Consider the following 18229-nt stretch of genomic DNA (forward strand, 5'->3'; position numbering starts at 1 on the left):
CGCCTTTCCGTACAACCCCGTGGAGTGATGGCATGGCCGACGTAAACAAGGTCGTTCTCGCGTATTCCGGCGGCCTGGACACTTCGGTGATCCTCAAGTGGCTGCAGGATACTTATAACTGTGAAGTGGTGACCTTCACCGCTGACCTGGGTCAGGGCGAAGAGGTCGAACCTGCACGTGCCAAGGCGCAAGCCATGGGCGTGAAAGAGATCTACATTGACGACCTGCGCGAAGAGTTCGTCCGCGATTTCGTTTATCCGATGTTTCGCGCCAATACTGTCTACGAAGGTGAGTACCTGCTCGGTACCTCCATCGCACGTCCGCTGATCGCCAAGCGCCTGATCGAAATCGCCAACGAAACCGGCGCTGATGCCATTTCCCATGGCGCCACCGGCAAGGGCAACGACCAGGTGCGTTTCGAGCTGGGTGCCTACGCCCTCAAGCCCGGCGTAAAAGTGATCGCCCCTTGGCGTGAATGGGACCTCCTGTCCCGTGAGAAGCTGATGGATTACGCTGAAAAGCACGCGATCCCGATCGAGCGTCACGGCAAGAAGAAATCCCCGTACTCGATGGATGCCAACTTGCTGCACATCTCCTATGAAGGCGGCGTGCTGGAAGACACCTGGACCGAGCACGAAGAAGACATGTGGAAATGGACCGTCTCCCCGGAGAACGCTCCAGACAAGCCTCAGTACCTGGAACTGACCTACCGCAATGGCGACATCGTTGCGCTGGATGGCGTCGAGATGACTCCAGCCACCGTCCTGGCGACCCTGAACCGTATCGGTGGCGAACACGGCATCGGCCGTCTGGACATCGTCGAGAACCGTTACGTGGGCATGAAGTCCCGTGGCTGCTACGAAACACCGGGCGGCACCATCATGTTGCGTGCCCACCGCGCCATCGAGTCCATCACCCTGGACCGTGAAGTGGCCCACCTCAAAGATGAGCTGATGCCCAAGTACGCCAGTCTGATCTACACCGGTTACTGGTGGAGTCCTGAGCGCCTGATGCTGCAGCAGATGATCGACGCCTCCCAGGCTCACGTGAACGGTGTCGTGCGTCTGAAACTGTACAAGGGCAATGTGATCGTCACCGGTCGCAAGTCCGATGAGTCGCTGTTCGACGCCAACATCGCGACCTTCGAGGAAGATGGCGGTGCCTACAACCAGGCGGATGCAGCAGGCTTCATCAAGTTGAACGCCTTGCGCATGCGCATCGCGGCCAACAAAGGACGCAAGTTGTTCTGAGTGTTTTGCTCGCCGTGAAAAAAGCCCCTTATGCAGGGGCTTTTTTTTGCCTTGAATATACCCATGCGCGCATTAAGTCAGCGCAGATGTTTATTTGTGTTTAGGTTGTGTTTATAGCGTTTTCGCTAAATTCTGGAAGGTATTTTTAACTTTTAGAAGTTTATTTATCCAAGGCAAGGTTTTTTACATCTGCATAGGAACTATGTCTTACAGAAATTTCACTCACGTAGGAGACATGGATATGTGATTTGTAGAATTTTCTGTAGGAAAATGGAGTATGCATGAATAGGTTAAGTGGAACTAAAGCTGATACGGTATTTGCACGTCTGCGTGTAAATTCAGGGGGCGTACAAGGGGCATTTCCTGAAAGCCACGTGCGCCATGTTTACGCTGCATGCCTGAGGATGAGGATAATTCACTCAAAATATGTACGCCCAGGGAAAGGTCTGAAAGGCTCCATAAAGTTGAAGGCATCCAAGCTGGCGAATATTTGTAGGTCAATTCCTATCTTGTTGTGGGTTGGGTCTCTGCCTGCTGTTGCTCGGGTGGGAACGCTATGCCAACTAGCAGACGACTAGGCTATTGTGCTTTCTCTAAATAATTCGAACAGCGAAATTGGACTTTCTCATGAATAAAGTGCTGATCGTGGATGATCATCCCGTCATTCGGCTTGCTGTGCGCATGCTAATGGAGCGTCATGGTTATGAGGTCGTTGCCGAGACTGATAATGGTGTCGACGCGTTGCAACTTGCGCGGGAACATATGCCGGACATTGTCATTCTGGATATTGGAATCCCCAAACTCGATGGCCTTGAAGTTATTTGCCGGTTGGCCTCAACCAAGCAAGCCGTATCGTTCAAGGTGCTGGTGCTGACGTCCCAGGCGCCGGGTCATTTTTCCATGCGTTGCATGCAGGCCGGGGCAGCTGGCTATGTGTGCAAGCAGCAGGACCTGACCGAGTTGCTGAGCGCCATCAAGGCAGTACTTTCCGGCTACAGCTATTTTCCGAACCAGGCGCTCAACTCGGTGCGCTCCACCATGGGCAACGCCAGCGAGGCCGATATGGTGGAACGTTTGTCGGGGCGGGAAATGATGGTGTTGCAACAGCTGGCCCGTGGCAAGACCAATAAAGAAATTGCCGATGGCATGTTTCTCAGCAACAAGACTGTCAGCACCTATAAGACGCGCCTGCTCTTGAAGCTCAACGCCCGCTCTCTGGTCGACTTGATAGAGCTGGCCCAACGCAATGGCTTGGTGTGAGGGGGAGCGCTCCACCGTGCTGACGCTCGTGTAACAACCGGCACAAAACAGCCTCCGTCAGGGAGGCTTCCGCCCTCTGCCAGATGCTCAGAGATCGAAGTCGTAATCGGCCAACTGTCTTTGCAAGCGTCGCTCTTCCAACAGGTTGTCGATAGTCCTGCGTTTGCTCAGATTGGTCTTGGCCACCTCTACGATGGGCGCCGGCGCCTCATCGTCTTCCAACTCTACCAGGTCGTCATCGACTTCCAGTTGTTCTTTGCCAGTGCTCATAAGGTTCACTCCAGGCTAAGACTGCCGTTGGCGCCCCTTATAACGATATTCCACGAACGGGTAAAAAAGATTTTTTCAATCGACTGATAGAGAAAAGCCCTTAACCCTCAATCGTCAGATGTCTTGTCCTTGTATTCACATAAATCTTCGATCCTGCAACTGCCACACCGAGGCTTGCGCGCCTGGCAGACATAGCGCCCGTGAAGAATCAGCCAATGGTGGGAGTCGAGCAGATAGGGCTTGGGCACAAATTTCATCAGCTGTTTTTCGACCTCGACCACGTTCTTGCCGCGCGCGATGCCGGTTCGGTTGCTGACGCGAAAAATATGGGTGTCCACGGCCATGGTGAGCTGCCGGAACGCGGTATTGAGCACGACGTTGGCGGTCTTGCGCCCAACCCCGGGCAACGCCTCCAGGGCTTCTCGGGTTTGCGGCACTTCGCTGGAGTGCAGCTCTATCAGCAGGCGGCACGTCTCGATCACGTTCTTGGCTTTGCTGTTGTACAAACCGATGGTCTTGATGTACTCCGACAATCCCCCCACACCCAAGGCATAGATCGCCTCCGGGGTATTGGCCACCGGAAATAGCTTGGCCGTAGCCTTGTTGACGCCAACATCGGTGGACTGGGCCGATAGAATCACCGCAATCAGCAGCTCGAAAGGCGAGGAGTAGGCCAGTTCGGTCTTGGGTTCGGGATTGTCTTCATGGAACCTGCGGAAGATTTCCAGGCGTTTGGCGGCATTCATAGGAATGGATGTTTCCTTGCAGGCGGTCGACTTGATTATCGCAGTTCACAGCGCAGCATCAGCTGTCATCCCCTGTGGAAGGGGTCTCCATTACTCAGCTGCGAGATCATGCAACGTTTGCTCGGCGGCGTTCAACGCCGCGCTCAGGCGTGCCAATTGCTGTTCGTCAGCCTGTTGATTCTGGGCTTTTTTCAATTCCGCCCGGCGCATCGCCAGTTGAATCTTCGCGCGCTTGAGTTCAGGGCCTTGGGTGGTCGGCAGCGTCTTCGGCGTCGGCTGGCTGTTGCCTTCCAACGCGGCGAGCGCCTGCTCCGAGGCTTCGAACTGTTTTTGCAGGATAATCAATTGCGACTGCTGCTCAAAGGTCGGCGGGTGCCCAAACGCTTTCAGGGATTTATGCAGTTGAGCACGGCTCATGGCGACACTGATTTTGGCTTGCTTGATCGCTGCGTCTCGAGCGGCCTGATGGATATCGTCTGGTGCCGCCGCCACGGGAGCTGAGCGTTTGGCCCGTGCCAGGCGTTCGGCGAGCTTGCAGGCCTCCTCACGTTGCAGGCGCGCGTTGCGCTGTTCGAAACGCCGGCGTGCACGGTCGCGCTTCAGGCCACGTTCGCTCCGCTCAGTGTCGCTGCTCGCCAGATCACCCACGATAGGCAGCACATCGGCGAGTGGGCGCATTTCGATACAGTCGACAGGGCAGGGCGCGACACACAGGTCGCAACCGGTGCACTCGTCGATAATCACCGTGTGCATCAACTTGGCGGCACCTATGATGGCGTCCACCGGGCAAGCCTGGATGCATTTTGTGCAGCCGATGCATTCGGCCTCACGGATATAAGCGATCTGTGCCGGCGCATCGCCGCGGCTGCTATCCAGGGCCAGCACGGGCACGCGCAGCAATTGCGCAAGCCCGGCGATGGTTTCCTGGCCACCGGGTGGGCACTTGTTGATTGCCTCGCCGTTGGCGATGCCTTCGGCGTAAGGCTTGCAACCCGGGTGCCCGCACTTGCCGCATTGAGTCTGCGGTAGCAGCGCGTCGATACGTTGAATGAGGTTCATGCTTTGATCATAGCGTTGACGCCCGGCCCACCCGTGGCGGGCAGGCTGAAAAGCCCCGGCGCCGAAACGCCGGGGCATCTTGCAGGGGTTACTTGATGCGTTGACCCGGCTTGGCGCCGCTGTCAGGGCTCAGCAGGTAGATTTCTTCGCCGCCTGGGCCAGCCGCCATCACCATACCTTCGGAGATGCCGAATTTCATTTTCCGAGGCTTGAGGTTGGCGATCATCATGGTCAAGCGACCATCGAGCTTGGACGGGTCCGGGTAGGCGCTCTTGATGCCGGAGAACACGTTGCGCTGCTCGCCACCCAAGTCCAGGGTAAGGCGCAGCAGCTTGTCTGCACCCTCCACGGCTTCTGCCTTGACGATGAGTGCAACCCGCAGGTCAACGGCGGCAAAGGCGTCGAACTCGATTTCAGCGGAGATCGGGTCCTTGGCCAACTCGCTGTCAGTTGCAGGGGCGGTCGCGCCGGTATCGGTCTGGCTGGCGGCCAGGTCTTCTTTCGAAGCGTCGGTCATGGCCTGGACTTTCACCGGGTCGATGCGGGTCATCAGTGGCTTGAACGCATTCAACTGATGGTTGCCGAGCAGCGTGGCGTGGTCGTTCCAGGTCAGTGGCGCAACGTTGAGGAAGGCCTCTGCGTCGGCGGCGAGCAGCGGCAGCACCGGCTTGAGGAAGATCACCAACTGACGGAACAGGTTGACGCCAGTGGCGCAGATCGCCTGAACCTCAGCTTCCTTGCCTTCCTGCTTGTTCAGCGACCATGGCGCCTTGTCGGCAATCCAGGCATTGGCACGGTCAGCCAGGCCCATGATTTCGCGCATCGCGCGGGCAAAGTCACGGGCTTCATAGGCGTCAGCGATGCTCGGTGCGGCCGCCAGGAAGGCATCGGTCAGTTCTGGGGCAGCATTTTCAGCGACCAGTACACCCGCATTGCCCTTGTGGATAAAACCTGCACAACGGCTGGCGATATTGACGACCTTGCCGACCAGGTCCGAGTTGACCTTCTGTACGAAGTCTTCCAGGTTCAGGTCGAGGTCATCCACGCCACGGCCCAGCTTGGACGCATAGTAGTAACGCAGATATTCCGGCGACAGGTGGTCCAGGTAGGTGCGCGCCTTGATAAAGGTGCCGCGGGACTTGGACATCTTCTGCCCGTTCACCGTCAGGTAACCGTGCACGGCAATGCCGGTCGGCTTGCGGTAGCCCGAGCCTTCAAGCATCGCCGGCCAGAACAGCGCGTGGAAGTTGACGATGTCCTTGCCGATGAAGTGGTACAGCTCGGCGGTGGAGTCCTTGCCCCAGAACGCATCGAAGTCCAGCTCCGGGGTGCGGTTGCACAGGTTCTTGAAGCTGGCCATGTAGCCGATCGGCGCGTCCAGCCAGACATAGAAGTACTTGCCCGGCTCGCCTGGAATCTCGAAGCCGAAGTACGGCGCATCACGGGAGATATCCCATTGCTGCAAGCCGCTGTCGAGCCATTCGGAGAGCTTGTTGGCCACGGCGTCCTGCAGAGTGCCGCTGCGCGTCCAGGTTTGCAGCATCTGCTGGAAATCCGGAAGCTTGAAGAAGAAGTGCTGGGAATCCTTGAGCACCGGGGTGGCGCCGGAGATGGCCGACTTCGGATCCTTCAAGTCAGTCGGTGCGTAGGTCGCGCCGCACTTTTCGCAGTTGTCGCCGTACTGGTCTTCGGTGCCGCATTTCGGGCAGGTACCCTTGATGAAGCGGTCGGCCAGGAACATTTTCTTTTCCGGGTCGAAATACTGGGTGACCGACCGCTGGTCGATGTGCCCGGCTTCTTTCAATCGCAGGTAGATCTGGCTCGACAGCTCACGATTTTCGTCGGAGTGGGTCGAATGGAAGTTGTCGAAATCCACCAGGAACTCGGCAAAGTCGGCGCTGTGTTCAGCCTGCACGTTGGCGATCAGTTGTTCCGGGGTGATGCCTTCCTTTTCGGCGCGCAACATGATGGCCGAACCGTGGGCGTCGTCCGCGCAGACATAAATGCATTGGTTGCCGCGATGCTTCTGGAAGCGCACCCACATATCGGTCTGGATGTACTCAAGCATATGGCCAAGATGGATGGAACCATTGGCATAGGGCAGGGCGCTGGTGACGAGGATCTTGCGTGGCTCGGACATGGGGCTCGGCTACTTGATGAAACGGAGGTCGGCCACTATAAAGCGCCGGGAAATTTATTTCACCCCGTGGCGCTGTTTCAGAATTTTCGCAACCTGCAAAAGCATGCCGCTGGCGGCCTGGAACGGTTAGGATAGCCGCCTGTTTCAGTCAGTCTTTTTCGGGAGTTGCCCATGAGCGCCGTCAATCGCGCAGCGGTGGAAGCCGTTCTTCGCCAGTACACCGACCCCTATTTGAACCAGGACCCGGTCACGGCCGGTTGTGTGCGGGCTATCGAGGTCCAGGGTGACCAGGTGTCTGTCCAGCTCGAGCTGGGCTATGCCGCCGGCCTGTTCAAGAAGGGATGGGCGCAGATGCTGCAAATCGCCATCGAAGGCCTCGACGGCGTGCGCTCGACCAAGGTCGATATCCAGTGTGTGATCGCGCCGCACAAGGCCCAGGCGCAGATCCCTGGCCTGGCTAACGTCAAGAATGTGATCGCCGTGGCTTCAGGCAAGGGCGGTGTGGGCAAATCCACCACCGCCGCCAACCTGGCCTTGGCCCTGGCCCGCGAAGGTGCGCGCGTGGGCATCCTTGATGCCGATATCTACGGCCCGAGCCAAGGCGTGATGTTCGGCATTGCCGAAGGCACGCGGCCGAAGGTCAAGGACCAGAAGTGGTTTGTGCCGATCGAGTCGTTGGGCGTGGAGGTCATGTCCATGGCCTTCCTCACCGATGACAACACGCCGATGGTCTGGCGCGGGCCGATGGTGTCCGGTGCGCTGCTGCAATTGGTCACCCAGACCGCCTGGGGCGATCTGGATTATCTGGTGATCGACATGCCACCTGGCACCGGCGATATCCAGCTGACCCTGGCGCAGAAAGTCCCGGTGGCCGGCTCGGTAATCGTCACCACGCCGCAGGACCTGGCCTTGCTGGACGCCAAGAAAGGCGTGGAGATGTTCCGCAAGGTCAACATTCCGGTGCTGGGCGTGGTGGAAAACATGGCGGTGCACATCTGCTCCAACTGTGGTCATGCCGAGCATCTGTTCGGTGAGGGCGGTGGCGAGAAGCTGGCGACTCAATACGGCGTCGAACTGCTGGCCTCGTTGCCGCTGTCGATGGCGATTCGTGAACAAGCCGATGGCGGCAAGCCCACCGTGGCTGCCGAGCCCGAAGGGCAGATCGCTATGGTTTATCAGGAGCTGGCCCGCCATGTGGGCGCTCGGATAGTGCTGCAGGAGGCGACTGCTCCGGCGATGCCAACGATTACGGTCAGCGATGACTGAATACTGTGGGGGGGCGCAAGCATTTAGGCTTGTTACGCTTTTGCCCAACAAGTTTTGTAAGCATTCGCTTACTTTGTCGTAAGTATTCGGTTTTTTTACAGGGTGTTAGCGTCTCGAATCATTGAGCGATGTTTCTAAATCGTTGAAATAAAACAATTATTTATTGATGCCTGAGCGTTTTTGCCAGGTGGTCACCCGGTTGGATCCCGTTGAACTAATTCTGGGACTGTTTAACATCAGCCCTGTGTCCACGGATTGGCACGGCCATCAAGGAACGATGGTTTGAAGGAACGTCGCAGGATGCGATTCATCAGGATGATGAAAAGGAATACAGGGACTAGGGAAAAAATGTGGGCGGGTCATACCGCCCCTTTTTTCGCCTGTAGAAAAGTGAAACCGGCCACATAGAAACGCAAAAAGGCCCGCAAGGGGCCTTTTCGGGCGACGACGCTATCAGCGTTCGAGGTCAGCAATCTTACCAGGCTTGCCATCCCACTCCTCTGCATCGGGCAGAGCGTCCTTCTTCTCGGTAATGTTCGGCCAGACGTCCGCCAGCTCCGCATTCAGCTCGATGAAGTTTTCCATACCCGCAGGTACTTCATCTTCAGAGAAGATGGCGTTAGCCGGGCATTCTGGCTCACACAGGGCGCAGTCGATGCACTCGTCCGGGTGGATGACCAGGAAATTCGGGCCTTCGTAGAAGCAGTCCACCGGACACACTTCTACGCAGTCGGTGTACTTGCACTTGATGCAGTTGTCGGTGACGACGAAGGTCATTTCTAATTTTCTCCTCAGGCGGCGGCAGCGAAACCCTTTGTGGCAGGGCTCGCGAGGTTCGGGAGCGATAGTCTGCAGGCCAGGCTAAAAGCCCGCAGCATCCCAAACCGCGCGAGAGTCTACCAGCTTGCAAGCGTCTGCGTTATATCCGAGTCTTCAGTGCATATAACATTTCGAGCGCTTTGCGCGGCGTCACGTCATCCAGCTCAAGCTTAGCCAACTCATCCAGTACCGGATGAGGCAGGCTGGCGAACAGGTCGCTCTGGTGCGGCGCGGCGGGTTTTTTGCTGGCCTTGGCAGGGCTGGCGACCACGTTTTCATGGGGCAGGGCCGTGGTTTCCAGGCGGCTGAGGTGCTCGCGCGCACGAGTGATCACATCGGTCGGCACACCCGCCAACTGAGCGACCGCCAAGCCATAACTCTGGCTTGCCGGGCCCGGCAGCACATGGTGCAGGAACACGATGCGCTCGTTGTGTTCGGTGGCATTGAGGTGCACGTTGGCCACCAGCGGCTCGCTTTCCGGCAACACGGTCAATTCGAAGTAGTGCGTGGCAAACAGCGTATAGGCGCGTAAATGCGCCAGACGCTCGGCCGCCGCCCACGCCAGCGACAAGCCGTCGAACGTACTGGTGCCGCGTCCCACTTCGTCCATCAGCACCAGGCTGCGGTCGGTGGCGTTATGCAGAATGTTGGCGGTCTCGCTCATTTCCACCATGAACGTCGAGCGCCCACCGGCCAGATCGTCGCTGGAACCGATCCGGGTGAAAATCCGATCCACCAGGGACAGCTCGCAACTGGCCGCCGGCACGAAGCTGCCGATGTGTGCCAGCAGCACGATCAATGCGGTCTGGCGCATGTAGGTGGACTTACCACCCATGTTCGGACCGGTAATCACCAGCATGCGGGTGTCGTCGTCCAGCGACAGGTCGTTGGCGACGAACGGCGTGGTCAACACCTGCTCTACCACCGGGTGGCGCCCCTGCACGATACGCATGCACGGCTCGCTGACGAACCGCGGGCAGTTCAAATCCAGGTTCAGCGCACGTTCCGCCAGGTTGCTCAACACATCCAGCTCCGCCAGGGCGGCTGCGGTGTCTTGCAATGGCGCCAAGCGGCTGATCAAGTCTTCGAGCAAGGCTTCATAGAGCATTTTTTCCCGCGCCAGGGCACGGCTCTTGGCCGACAGCGCCTTGTCTTCGAATGCCTTGAGCTCCGGGGTGATAAAGCGCTCGGCGCCTTTGAGGGTCTGGCGACGTTGATAGTCGATGGGCGCGGATTCGGCCTGCTTGCTCGGCAACTCGATAAAATAGCCATGCACACGGTTGTAACCGACCTTCAGATTGGCCAGCCCGGTCCGGGCTTTTTCGCGTGCCTCCAGGTCAATCAGGAACTGCCCGGCGTTTTCGCTCAGCGATTGCAGCTCGTCCAGTTCACTGTCGTAACCGGTCTTCAGCACACCGCCATCACGGATGATCGCTGGCGGGTTGTCGATAATGGCTTTTTCCAGCAGCGCCGCGAGGTCCGGATAGGTCCCGGCGGCGACGGCCAACTGTTGCAGGTGCGGCGTGTCCAGTTCGGTCATCGCCGCCTGCAATTGCGGCAAGGCACTCAGTGCATCACGCAAACGCGCCAAATCACGCGGGCGCGCATTGCGCAGGCCGATTCGCGCCAGGATGCGCTCTATGTCGCCGATTTCTTTCAACTGCGGCTGCAGCTTTTCAAAGCGATAGCTGTCCAGCAGGCAGGTAATGGACGACTGGCGCGCTTGCAGCACGCTTAAATCGCGCAACGGGCGGTTCAGCCAGCGGGTCAGCAGGCGGCTGCCCATGGCGGTCTGGCAGCGGTCGACCACCGACTGCAGGGTATTGTCACGCCCGCCCGCCAGGTTGGTATCCAGTTCCAGGTTGCGACGACTGGCGCCATCCAGTACCACGGTGTCGTCCAGACGCTCATGGCGCAGGCTGCGCAAGTGCGGCAAGGCAGTGCGCTGGGTTTCCTTGGCATAACTGAGCAAGCAACCGGCCGCGCCAATGGCCAGGGTCAAGGTCTCACAGCCGAAGCCCTTGAGGTCCTGCACGGAAAATTGCTGACACAGGCTTTTCAGTGCCGAATCGCGTTCGAAATCCCACGGTGCGCGCCGCTTGGTCCCACGCCGTTTCTCCGCCGGCAAGTCCTTCGGCCAGTCGTCCGGGATCAACAGCTCCACCGGATTGATACGCTCCAGCTCCGCCAGCAGGTTCTCCCAGCCCTTGATCTCCAGCACGCTGAAATTGCCGCTGGTGATATCCAGTACCGACAGGCCGAACAAACGCTCATCACCCAGAACCGCCGCGATCAAGTTATCGCGCCGCTCATCCAGCAGCGCCTCGTCGCTCACGGTCCCCGGCGTAATAATACGCACCACCTGGCGTTCCACCGGCCCCTTGCTGGTTGCCGGGTCGCCGATCTGCTCACAAATCACCACCGACTCGCCCAGCTTCACCAGTTTGACCAGATAACCTTCCAGCGAGTGGTGAGGAATCCCACACATCGGAATCGACTGACCCGCCGACTGCCCACGGGCAGTCAGGGTGATGTCCAGCAACTTGGCGGCCTTCTTCGCATCCTCATAGAAGATCTCGTAGAAGTCGCCCATGCGATAGAACATCAACTGATCAGGGTGCTGGTTCTTCAGGCGCCAGTACTGCTGCATCATCGGGGTGTGGGAGGACAGATCGGAGGTGTTTTTACTCATTGGGTAATAGGCAAATTCGTTGAAAGTGATGGGGCAAAGGGGGCGCTTGGCCCAGCATTTTTTGCGATGGCGGCAAGGTTAACATGCGAGGTCGGGGGTTCGCAGGTTGCAAAAGGGGGGGAGTACGCAGTAGGAAAGCGGTTATGCGTAAAAGGCGCCCGAAGTGGGTTCTGTAGTACCGTTACTTGGACCGGCGCCCACTGGCAGGAAACAAACCTCTGATGACCCCTAGAAAAGCGGCAAACAGATTGATGGACGTTGCCGTGGTGATGGCAATCAATACGTTATCCGAGAACGGCGCTTTCCCGGAGTAGTAGGTAGACCAGCCATTCCACACCAGAAGAACCGCCCAGAAGATCACGCCACAGGCAGCAAACCAAAAGGCCCGGCCTGCATATTTCTTGCGCAGTTGCCTTTCGGCCTTTTGGTCTTTCAGGTTCTGGCTTCTTTCATCGTCCATGCCTACCGCGTGCTCGCCGCCAGGTTGGGAGTCCTGGTCGGGTCCTGTCGCCAGGGGCAGGGTGAGCCTGAGGTTGTCGAGCTCCTCACTCACGGTTGCGGCTCTGCGGGTGAATGAGTTCGGCCATTTCTTTCCAGTCCATTGCGGATCCGTCGGCACCCCGGAGCGCCCAGGCTGTGCCGTCTTCGTGCGACAGGTTGGACAGCTGGGTTCCCGACCATTTGCCGTATTTGGCGATGATTCGGTCGATCAGGCGATGGGCATAGGTGTCGCTGTCGGGAATCCTCGGTGTAACGAAGACAATGTCTTCATCTTCGGCGTCAGGCTTCAAGTTGCTGAGCAGCGAAGTCACCGGACGGCTGCCGTAGGATTTCAACTCATGGTACAGCGATGGAATGACCGGGCCGTATTGCCAGCGGGCAAAGTGGTCATCCATAAGCGGTTTATCACGCTCGCGCAGGTGCCACGACTGCGTATAAAACAGCAGTTTCTGCAGCTTCATCGGCGTCAGGTCGGAAAGTTTGCCTTCCTTCGCACGTTCAATGAAGGCGTTAGCGACAGCTAGCGCTGAATAAGCCATGAGCACCTCCGTCTTTGCTAGCTAGGTTGTTACAGAGTTTTATACATAGGCCCGAAATTGTCGACAAGCAAGGGTGACTCTCAATCTGCGGCGTGTTACAGCCGGTTGTCCTGCGCGTAACTTGAACTGCACGCAATAGTAAAGACTGTATGACTGTTCGTATATACAGTAATTTGTTTCTTTTTCGTCTCACTCGATGGTTAAATGCATAGATATGCAAATTAGCATTTGCCAACCTCAGAAACTCCCGTCACTATCCACTTTATGCAAAAACGCAACGTTTCTATCGTCTTGAAAGAGCTGCTGGATCGCGACCGAATCTCTCCTACAGAGCTTCATCGGCGCACTGGCGTGCCTCAATCCACACTGTCCCGGATCCTCAGCGGCAAGATCGTTGATCCGTCGGACAAACACATCTCTCGAATCGCCGAGTACTTTCGCGTCAGCACCGATCACCTGCGCGGGCGCGCAGCGGTGGGGGCTTTGCGCGATGATGGGCGCGACCCGATGCATTCGGAACTCAAGGACATAAGCCTGTGGGACGACGACACGCCCGTTAATGATGACGAGGTGTCGATCCCCTTTCTGCGCGAGGTTGAATTGGCTGCTGGATCAGGAAGATTCGTCATCGAGGAAAGCGAGAAGGCCAGCCTGCGCTTTGGAAAGCGCAGCCTGCGGCATAACGGTGTGCAGTTCGACCAGGCCAAGTGCGTGACGGTGCGCGGCAACAGCATGTTGCCGGTGCTGCGCGATGGCGCGACGGTGGGGGTCAATGCCGGCAAGAGCGGGATTGGCGACATCGTCGATGGTGACCTCTACGCCATCAATCACAATGGCCAGCTGCGGGTTAAACAGCTCTATCGCCTGCCTACCGGTATTCGCCTGCGCAGCTTCAATCGTGATGAGCACCCGGATGAAGACTACAGCTTCCAGGATATTCAGGATGAGCAGATCAGCATCCTTGGCCATGTGTTCTGGTGGGGCATGTACGCCCGTTAACCTCACCGCGTAAGACAGAGCCCGCCATCGAGCGGGCTTTTTTTCGGCCGCAGAAAACCGGCAAACCCTGTGCCTGCGCGGCATTGCATGCGGTGGTGCATTTGTACGGTGAAAATAAATGCATTTGTGCATTGACTGTATATGCATACATGCATATTCTTCACCTCAAGCCAGCCAATAAGGCCTGGTGGAGGCGGCAAGGATGCTGCCAAGGAAGACAAGGACGGCACGCAACATCGGCAAGGACGCCATCGAAGCGATGGCAGGGATGCCAGGCAACACCGGCAAGGATGCCGACGCTCTTTAGTGGTACCGCTTCAAAAACAGGCAGCGATGAACCGGCCTTAACGGTTCAGAGGGTTGGCAACTGACCCGGGTGTGCAGCGTAAAGCACCAGAAGCAGTTATCCGGCAGACAGGGATCGTGGTCGGAAAAACATTGAGGAAAGGACCGTACCGCGCCAGTAGCGCCGACAGTCCGAGGACATCATTACTGAAAAGCCCGGGCAACCGGGCTTTTTGGAATGCCTACCTATCGAAGTATGTGTAAGTGAAAAACGGACTATCCAATGTTCAGCCAGGAGGCGTGACATGACAAACGAACAACAAGCGTTAGCGGAAATGCCTATCTGGCTGGTGATCATATTGGCCTTGATTGGCGGGGTTTCCGGCGAAATGTGGCGCGCCGACAAGGAGGGCGCCCGCGGCTGGTCGCTGATCCGGCGCCTGGCACTGCGCTCCGGGGCGTGCATGGTGTGTGGGGTTTCGGCATTAATGCTGTGCTACGCCGCCGGTATGTCGATCTGGACGGCCGGCGCCATTGGTTGCCTCACCGCCATGGCCGGTGCCGATGTGGCCATCGGCCTTTATGAGCGCTGGGCGGCCAAGCGCATCGGGATCAACGAAGGTTCCCGTCAGGACCCGCAGTAACTGCAAGGACGCTACTCACATGACCCTTATCGAAAAGCCATCCCAACTCCCCCAAGCCATCGGCGTGGCGCTGCATGCGGCCTTCCCTGACCTCAGGATCGGCAGTCACCGGGATTTCCTCGGCGGCGAGGACAACACCGGTGTGATGGTCATGGTTGAAGGCAACGGCCCGGGCATTCGTTCTCGCGAAGGCCGCAAGGCGCACGTCCTGTCTATTTCGCTCAAGGCCATGGTTGCCCCCGGTGCACTGCCGTTCGATGCCTGCGACCTGGCCAGCCAGTTGATGGATCTGGTGCTGGATAACCGTTGGAACCTGCCGCAGTCCCAGTGCGATGTGCCAGCGAACATTGTCGCTGCGCCCTCTATGCGCACTGCGGCGGCAACGGACTACGACACCTGGACTGTGTCCTTCACCCAAACCCTCTACCTGGGACCTGCGTTGCTCAACGATCCTATAGGCCAACCGCTGTTCGCCTGCACCTGGGACGTCTTGAACATCGACGACCCCGACCAATACAAGCCACTGGCGGAGTAACCCATGTTCGACGCGCTGTTACGCATGCAACTGGGGCCTATCGTCGAGCGCCTGGCGGAGATGGAAGCCCAGCTCGAAGACCTCTACCGGCGCGCTGAAAGCTTCTGCCGGATTGGTGTTTGCCAACAGGTCGATGCCGCCAGCAATACCTGCCGGGTCAGCCACGGTGACTTGCTCACACCGGCCATCCGCTTTTTCAACCCCAGCGCCGGTGCGCAAACCGAAACCCGTATCCCTTCAGTGGGCGAACAATGCCTGCTGCTCAACTACGGTGGTGGGGAAGGGGGCTCGCAGTCCGTGGCTTTGTTCGGCCTCAACAGTAGTCTCTTTCCGCCAGTCTCCACGGTTGCCTCCTTGACCCGACGACGTCATCAAGACGGCACGCAGAGCGATTACGACGACGCCAGCCACACCTTCAACTGGGCCAACGGGCCAACCACGTTCAGCGGTTCCCGCGAACAGGTCGACCTCAAGGTCGGCGCCGCCAGCCTGACCCTCAACCCGCAGGGCATTACCCTGCAGATCGGCGGCACCGCACTGCTGCTGGATGTTGGCGGTGCTCACTTCAGCGGCCCGGTAATAGACCACCAGGGTCGGGTCATCAGCCCGTGATAAGGACCTCCAATGATCGGCATTGATCGCAACACGGGGGCAGCCGTCGATGACTGGCTGCAGTTCGTGCAGCGCGCCACCCGAGCGCTGACCACACCCGTGGGCACGCGGCAGAAGCGTCCGCTGTATGGCTCGCTGATCCCGCAACTGCTCGGGCAAAACCTTAGCGATGACTTGCTGCTGCTCGCCCAGAGCCATGCCGCCCAGGCGTTCTATAACGCGCAGAACGGCATCGGCGACTTTCAGCCCCAGGTCATCGTTGCCACCCGCCAGGGCGCCGGGCTGCTGCTGCGCTTTGCCGGCACTTGGAAAAACCGCCAACAATCCTTCGAGGTCGTGACATGAGCATGCTGATCCCTGGCCAGAACCAACTGGCCGAGCCGGCGATTATCGCGGTCGATGAGTTCGAGCCGCTGCTCGCCGAATTCAAGGCATTCGTGGTCGACTACGTCGCCACCCGTGCCCCGCAAAGCGCTGCAAAACTCAAGGTCAGCCTCGACAACGAAAGTGAACTGCTGACGTTGGTGCTTGAAGCGTTTTGCGTGCGCCTGCAAACCCATGAGCGCAAATACAATGCGCGTATCAAGCAGATGCTGGCGTGGTGGGCTACCGGCAGCAACCTGGACGCACGCCTGGCTGACATGGGCCTGGAGCGCCAAGTGCTCGACCCCGGCGACCCGGCGGCTTTCCCGCCCGTGCCGCCGACGCTGGAAAGCGACGACGACGCCCGCTTGCGTTACTACCTTGCACCCCACGCTCCAGCAGCGGGCTCGCGGATGCAGTATCGCCGCGAAGTGTTCACCCTCGGCGAGCGACCCACCGTAAAGGTTCAGAGCGCATCGCCGGGCGTGGTGACCGTCAACTATACCTTCGACCCGGACGGCTATGCGGCGCAGGTCAAGGACGGCAACGGCCGCCGCACTGCGCCCGGCGAGGTGATGGTCACTGTGCTGTCTCGTGAGGGCGACGGTACCCCATCTGCGGATTTGCTTGACGGTGTACGCCGACATTTCGCACGGCCCGATGTACGGCCGGAAACCGATCTGGTCACAGTCCAGGGCGCACAGATTCAGCCCTACAAGATCCGCGTCATCGCCAAGATCAACGCCGGGCCGGACTCGGGCCCTCACCCAGGTGGCGGCGCAGCAGTTGCTGCAAAACTACGCGGACTCCTGTCATCGCCTGGAAGGGCGCGTCGACCCCAGTTGGATCGACTACGCCATCCACAGTGCAGGGGCGGCGCAGCTGCAAATCCTTGAACCACTGGCGCCGATCGTCAGCAACGCGTTCCAGGCACCGTATTGCACGGGTGTCGAGGTGGAGGTGCGTACGCTATGAGTGAATCCGACGCGAGTTTGTTGCCAGCCAACAGTTCACCGCTGGAAAAGGCTCTGGACCTGGGCTTCGGCAAATTGCTTGAGCGAGTCACGCCACCTTTTCCAGCGTTGATGAACCCACTGCAAACCCCCAGCGAATTTCTGCCTTACCTGGCCGCTGATCGGGGTGTCAGCGAATGGGATGCCGACGCCAGCGAATCGGAAAAGCGCCTGACCGTGGCCTTGTCCTGGCAGATCCAGCGTCAGGCCGGCACACCCAAGGCCTTGAGCTATGCCGTGGAGTCACTGGGCTTCACTCCCAATATCAGCGCCTGGTATCAACAGCGACCAATCGGCACGCCCTATACCTTCGACGTGCAGGCGATCATTGGGCGCAGTTGGTCCAGTGGCGATCACAACCGGCTGATCCGTCGCATCAACGCGGCCAAGAGCGAGCGAGACCAGGCCACGATCACCGTCGTGCATGAGACCACCCAAGGCCTGCGACTGGCCGGCGCGGCGGATCCTGGGTTGAGCATCGGCGAAGACAGCCCTCCCGGCGCCTTGCCCGAAGTGAAGCTACACGGTGCGTTCTCCCTCAACAGCGCCGCTCATACCCCCCTGAGCGATGGCGAGCTGCTGCTTGAAGGCGTGCTGCCGGAACTCGGGCTTGGCGCCCGGCTAAACAGTGCCGGGGTTGCCCGGCACTACACCATTAACGACTACGACCTCAGGGCGCAGCCATGACAGATGACATCACGCGCCTGGTGCGCTTCACCTCCAAGGGTTTGGATGAAGTGCTGCAGGCAAAGAATCAGGGCCTCAAAGGCGAAATCACCCACATCGGCGCCGGTACCGGCCGCTACAACCCCGACGGCACGGAAGAGGCCTTGCGCGATGAGCGCCAACGGGTCGCCATTGTGGATTACGAAGACTTGGGCGAACGCCAACTCCGCATGGCCGCGCTGTTTGACGGCGACGATGAGTACGAGATTGGCGAGTTCGGCTTTTACCTCGCCAGCGGGACCTTGCTGGCGGTGTATTCCGTGGCAGGGAAGTTGCTGACGTATAAAGCGGCGGCGGCTCGGGTACTGCAGAAGTTTACGCTGAATATTTCGCCGTTGCCGGTGGATAGCGTGACGGTAGTTGTAGGGTCGGAAAATCTGAATATTCTGATAGCTGAAGAGTTGGCGTCTGTGGCGTCGGCAAATATTGATAATATGGCTCGGCATCTTAGCGTGCTGTTTCGCGTCATGAAGCTTGAGTCTAAATAGGCCTTAGCGTTAATCAATAGGT

Annotated in this window: 18 protein-coding genes and 1 pseudogene; 11 read left to right on the forward strand and 8 right to left on the reverse strand. The window is 58.6% G+C overall.

Annotated elements, in window-relative coordinates; all coding sequences use genetic code 11:
* Window positions 1–32 precede the first annotated feature (32 nt).
* Window positions 33–1250, forward strand: a complete 1218-nt coding sequence (locus QF045_RS08565) for an argininosuccinate synthase (RefSeq protein ID WP_065886002.1) — start codon at window positions 33–35, stop codon at window positions 1248–1250.
* Window positions 1251–1877: 627 nt separating this feature from the next.
* On the forward strand, window positions 1878–2510 hold the full coding sequence (locus QF045_RS08570; protein WP_003188986.1) for a response regulator transcription factor: 633 nt from the start codon (window positions 1878–1880) through the stop codon (window positions 2508–2510).
* Between the two features lie 87 nt (window positions 2511–2597).
* Here the strand turns inward: QF045_RS08570 and QF045_RS08575 are convergent, their stop codons facing one another.
* The 4 genes from QF045_RS08575 to metG all read right to left on the reverse strand — a co-directional run bounded on the left by QF045_RS08575 (window position 2598) and on the right by metG (window position 6725).
* A complete protein-coding gene (locus QF045_RS08575) occupies window positions 2598–2780 on the reverse strand; it encodes a PA3496 family putative envelope integrity protein (protein ID WP_306491832.1) in 183 nt (60 codons plus the stop codon).
* A gap of 107 nt (window positions 2781–2887) precedes the next feature.
* Window positions 2888–3526 carry an endonuclease III gene (gene nth, locus QF045_RS08580; protein ID WP_306491833.1) on the reverse strand — a complete coding sequence of 213 codons (639 nt, stop codon included), beginning with the start codon at window positions 3524–3526 and terminating at the stop codon, window positions 2888–2890.
* A 90-nt stretch (window positions 3527–3616) separates the two neighbouring features.
* The gene (gene rsxB / locus QF045_RS08585; protein WP_306491834.1) at window positions 3617–4663 is read right to left on the reverse strand and encodes an electron transport complex subunit RsxB; all 1047 of its coding nucleotides are present in this window, start codon (window positions 4661–4663) and stop codon (window positions 3617–3619) included.
* A gap of 10 nt (window positions 4664–4673) precedes the next feature.
* Window positions 4674–6725 carry a methionine--tRNA ligase gene (gene metG, locus QF045_RS08590; protein ID WP_306491835.1) on the reverse strand — a complete coding sequence of 684 codons (2052 nt, stop codon included), beginning with the start codon at window positions 6723–6725 and terminating at the stop codon, window positions 4674–4676.
* 171 nt (window positions 6726–6896) lie between these two features.
* Here metG and apbC point away from each other — a divergent pair, with 171 nt between their 5' ends.
* The gene (gene apbC / locus QF045_RS08595) at window positions 6897–7991 is read left to right on the forward strand and encodes an iron-sulfur cluster carrier protein ApbC (RefSeq protein WP_306491836.1); all 1095 of its coding nucleotides are present in this window, start codon (window positions 6897–6899) and stop codon (window positions 7989–7991) included.
* Window positions 7992–8444: 453 nt separating this feature from the next.
* Here apbC and fdxA read toward each other — a convergent pair whose 3' ends face one another.
* From fdxA to QF045_RS08615, 4 genes are all read right to left on the reverse strand, one after another.
* Window positions 8445–8768 carry a ferredoxin FdxA gene (gene fdxA, locus QF045_RS08600; protein ID WP_306491837.1) on the reverse strand — a complete coding sequence of 108 codons (324 nt, stop codon included), beginning with the start codon at window positions 8766–8768 and terminating at the stop codon, window positions 8445–8447.
* 142 nt (window positions 8769–8910) lie between these two features.
* Window positions 8911–11502 (reverse strand): DNA mismatch repair protein MutS, encoded by a 2592-nt coding sequence (mutS, locus tag QF045_RS08605; RefSeq protein ID WP_306491838.1) that lies wholly within the window; start codon window positions 11500–11502, stop codon window positions 8911–8913.
* 181 nt (window positions 11503–11683) lie between these two features.
* Complete coding sequence (locus QF045_RS08610) at window positions 11684–12055, reverse strand: hypothetical protein (protein WP_306491839.1); 372 nt, start codon at window positions 12053–12055, stop codon at window positions 11684–11686.
* Window positions 12048–12542 (reverse strand): Panacea domain-containing protein, encoded by a 495-nt coding sequence (locus QF045_RS08615; RefSeq protein WP_306491840.1) that lies wholly within the window; start codon window positions 12540–12542, stop codon window positions 12048–12050. Before QF045_RS08615 ends, QF045_RS08610 begins: the two co-directional genes overlap by 8 nt.
* A gap of 264 nt (window positions 12543–12806) precedes the next feature.
* On the opposite strand from QF045_RS08615, the gene QF045_RS08620 reads away from it, so the two are divergent.
* From QF045_RS08620 to QF045_RS08655, 8 genes and pseudogenes are all read left to right on the forward strand, one after another.
* A complete protein-coding gene (locus QF045_RS08620) occupies window positions 12807–13541 on the forward strand; it encodes an XRE family transcriptional regulator (protein ID WP_306491841.1) in 735 nt (244 codons plus the stop codon).
* Between the two features lie 590 nt (window positions 13542–14131).
* Window positions 14132–14470 carry a phage holin family protein gene (locus QF045_RS08625; RefSeq protein ID WP_124357270.1) on the forward strand — a complete coding sequence of 113 codons (339 nt, stop codon included), beginning with the start codon at window positions 14132–14134 and terminating at the stop codon, window positions 14468–14470.
* Between the two features lie 19 nt (window positions 14471–14489).
* Complete coding sequence (locus tag QF045_RS08630) at window positions 14490–15005, forward strand: hypothetical protein (protein ID WP_306491842.1); 516 nt, start codon at window positions 14490–14492, stop codon at window positions 15003–15005.
* 3 nt (window positions 15006–15008) lie between these two features.
* Window positions 15009–15617 carry a phage baseplate assembly protein V gene (locus tag QF045_RS08635; RefSeq protein WP_306491843.1) on the forward strand — a complete coding sequence of 203 codons (609 nt, stop codon included), beginning with the start codon at window positions 15009–15011 and terminating at the stop codon, window positions 15615–15617.
* A gap of 12 nt (window positions 15618–15629) precedes the next feature.
* Window positions 15630–15962, forward strand: coding sequence for a phage baseplate protein (locus QF045_RS08640; protein WP_306491844.1), 333 nt, complete (start codon window positions 15630–15632; stop codon window positions 15960–15962).
* A pseudogene (locus tag QF045_RS08645) lies at window positions 15959–16955 on the forward strand (baseplate J/gp47 family protein). Before QF045_RS08640 ends, QF045_RS08645 begins: the two are co-directional and overlap by 4 nt.
* Window positions 16952–17680: a phage tail protein I gene (locus tag QF045_RS08650; RefSeq protein WP_306491845.1), complete on the forward strand. Its 729-nt coding sequence runs from the start codon at window positions 16952–16954 to the stop codon at window positions 17678–17680. The pseudogene QF045_RS08645 and the gene QF045_RS08650 overlap by 4 nt, the downstream one beginning before the upstream one ends.
* Window positions 17677–18207: a hypothetical protein gene (locus QF045_RS08655; RefSeq protein WP_306491846.1), complete on the forward strand. Its 531-nt coding sequence runs from the start codon at window positions 17677–17679 to the stop codon at window positions 18205–18207. Before QF045_RS08650 ends, QF045_RS08655 begins: the two co-directional genes overlap by 4 nt.
* Window positions 18208–18229 lie beyond the last annotated feature (22 nt).

It is taken from the genome of Pseudomonas sp. W4I3, assembly GCF_030816195.1.
In the GTDB taxonomy this organism is placed as follows: domain Bacteria; phylum Pseudomonadota; class Gammaproteobacteria; order Pseudomonadales; family Pseudomonadaceae; genus Aquipseudomonas.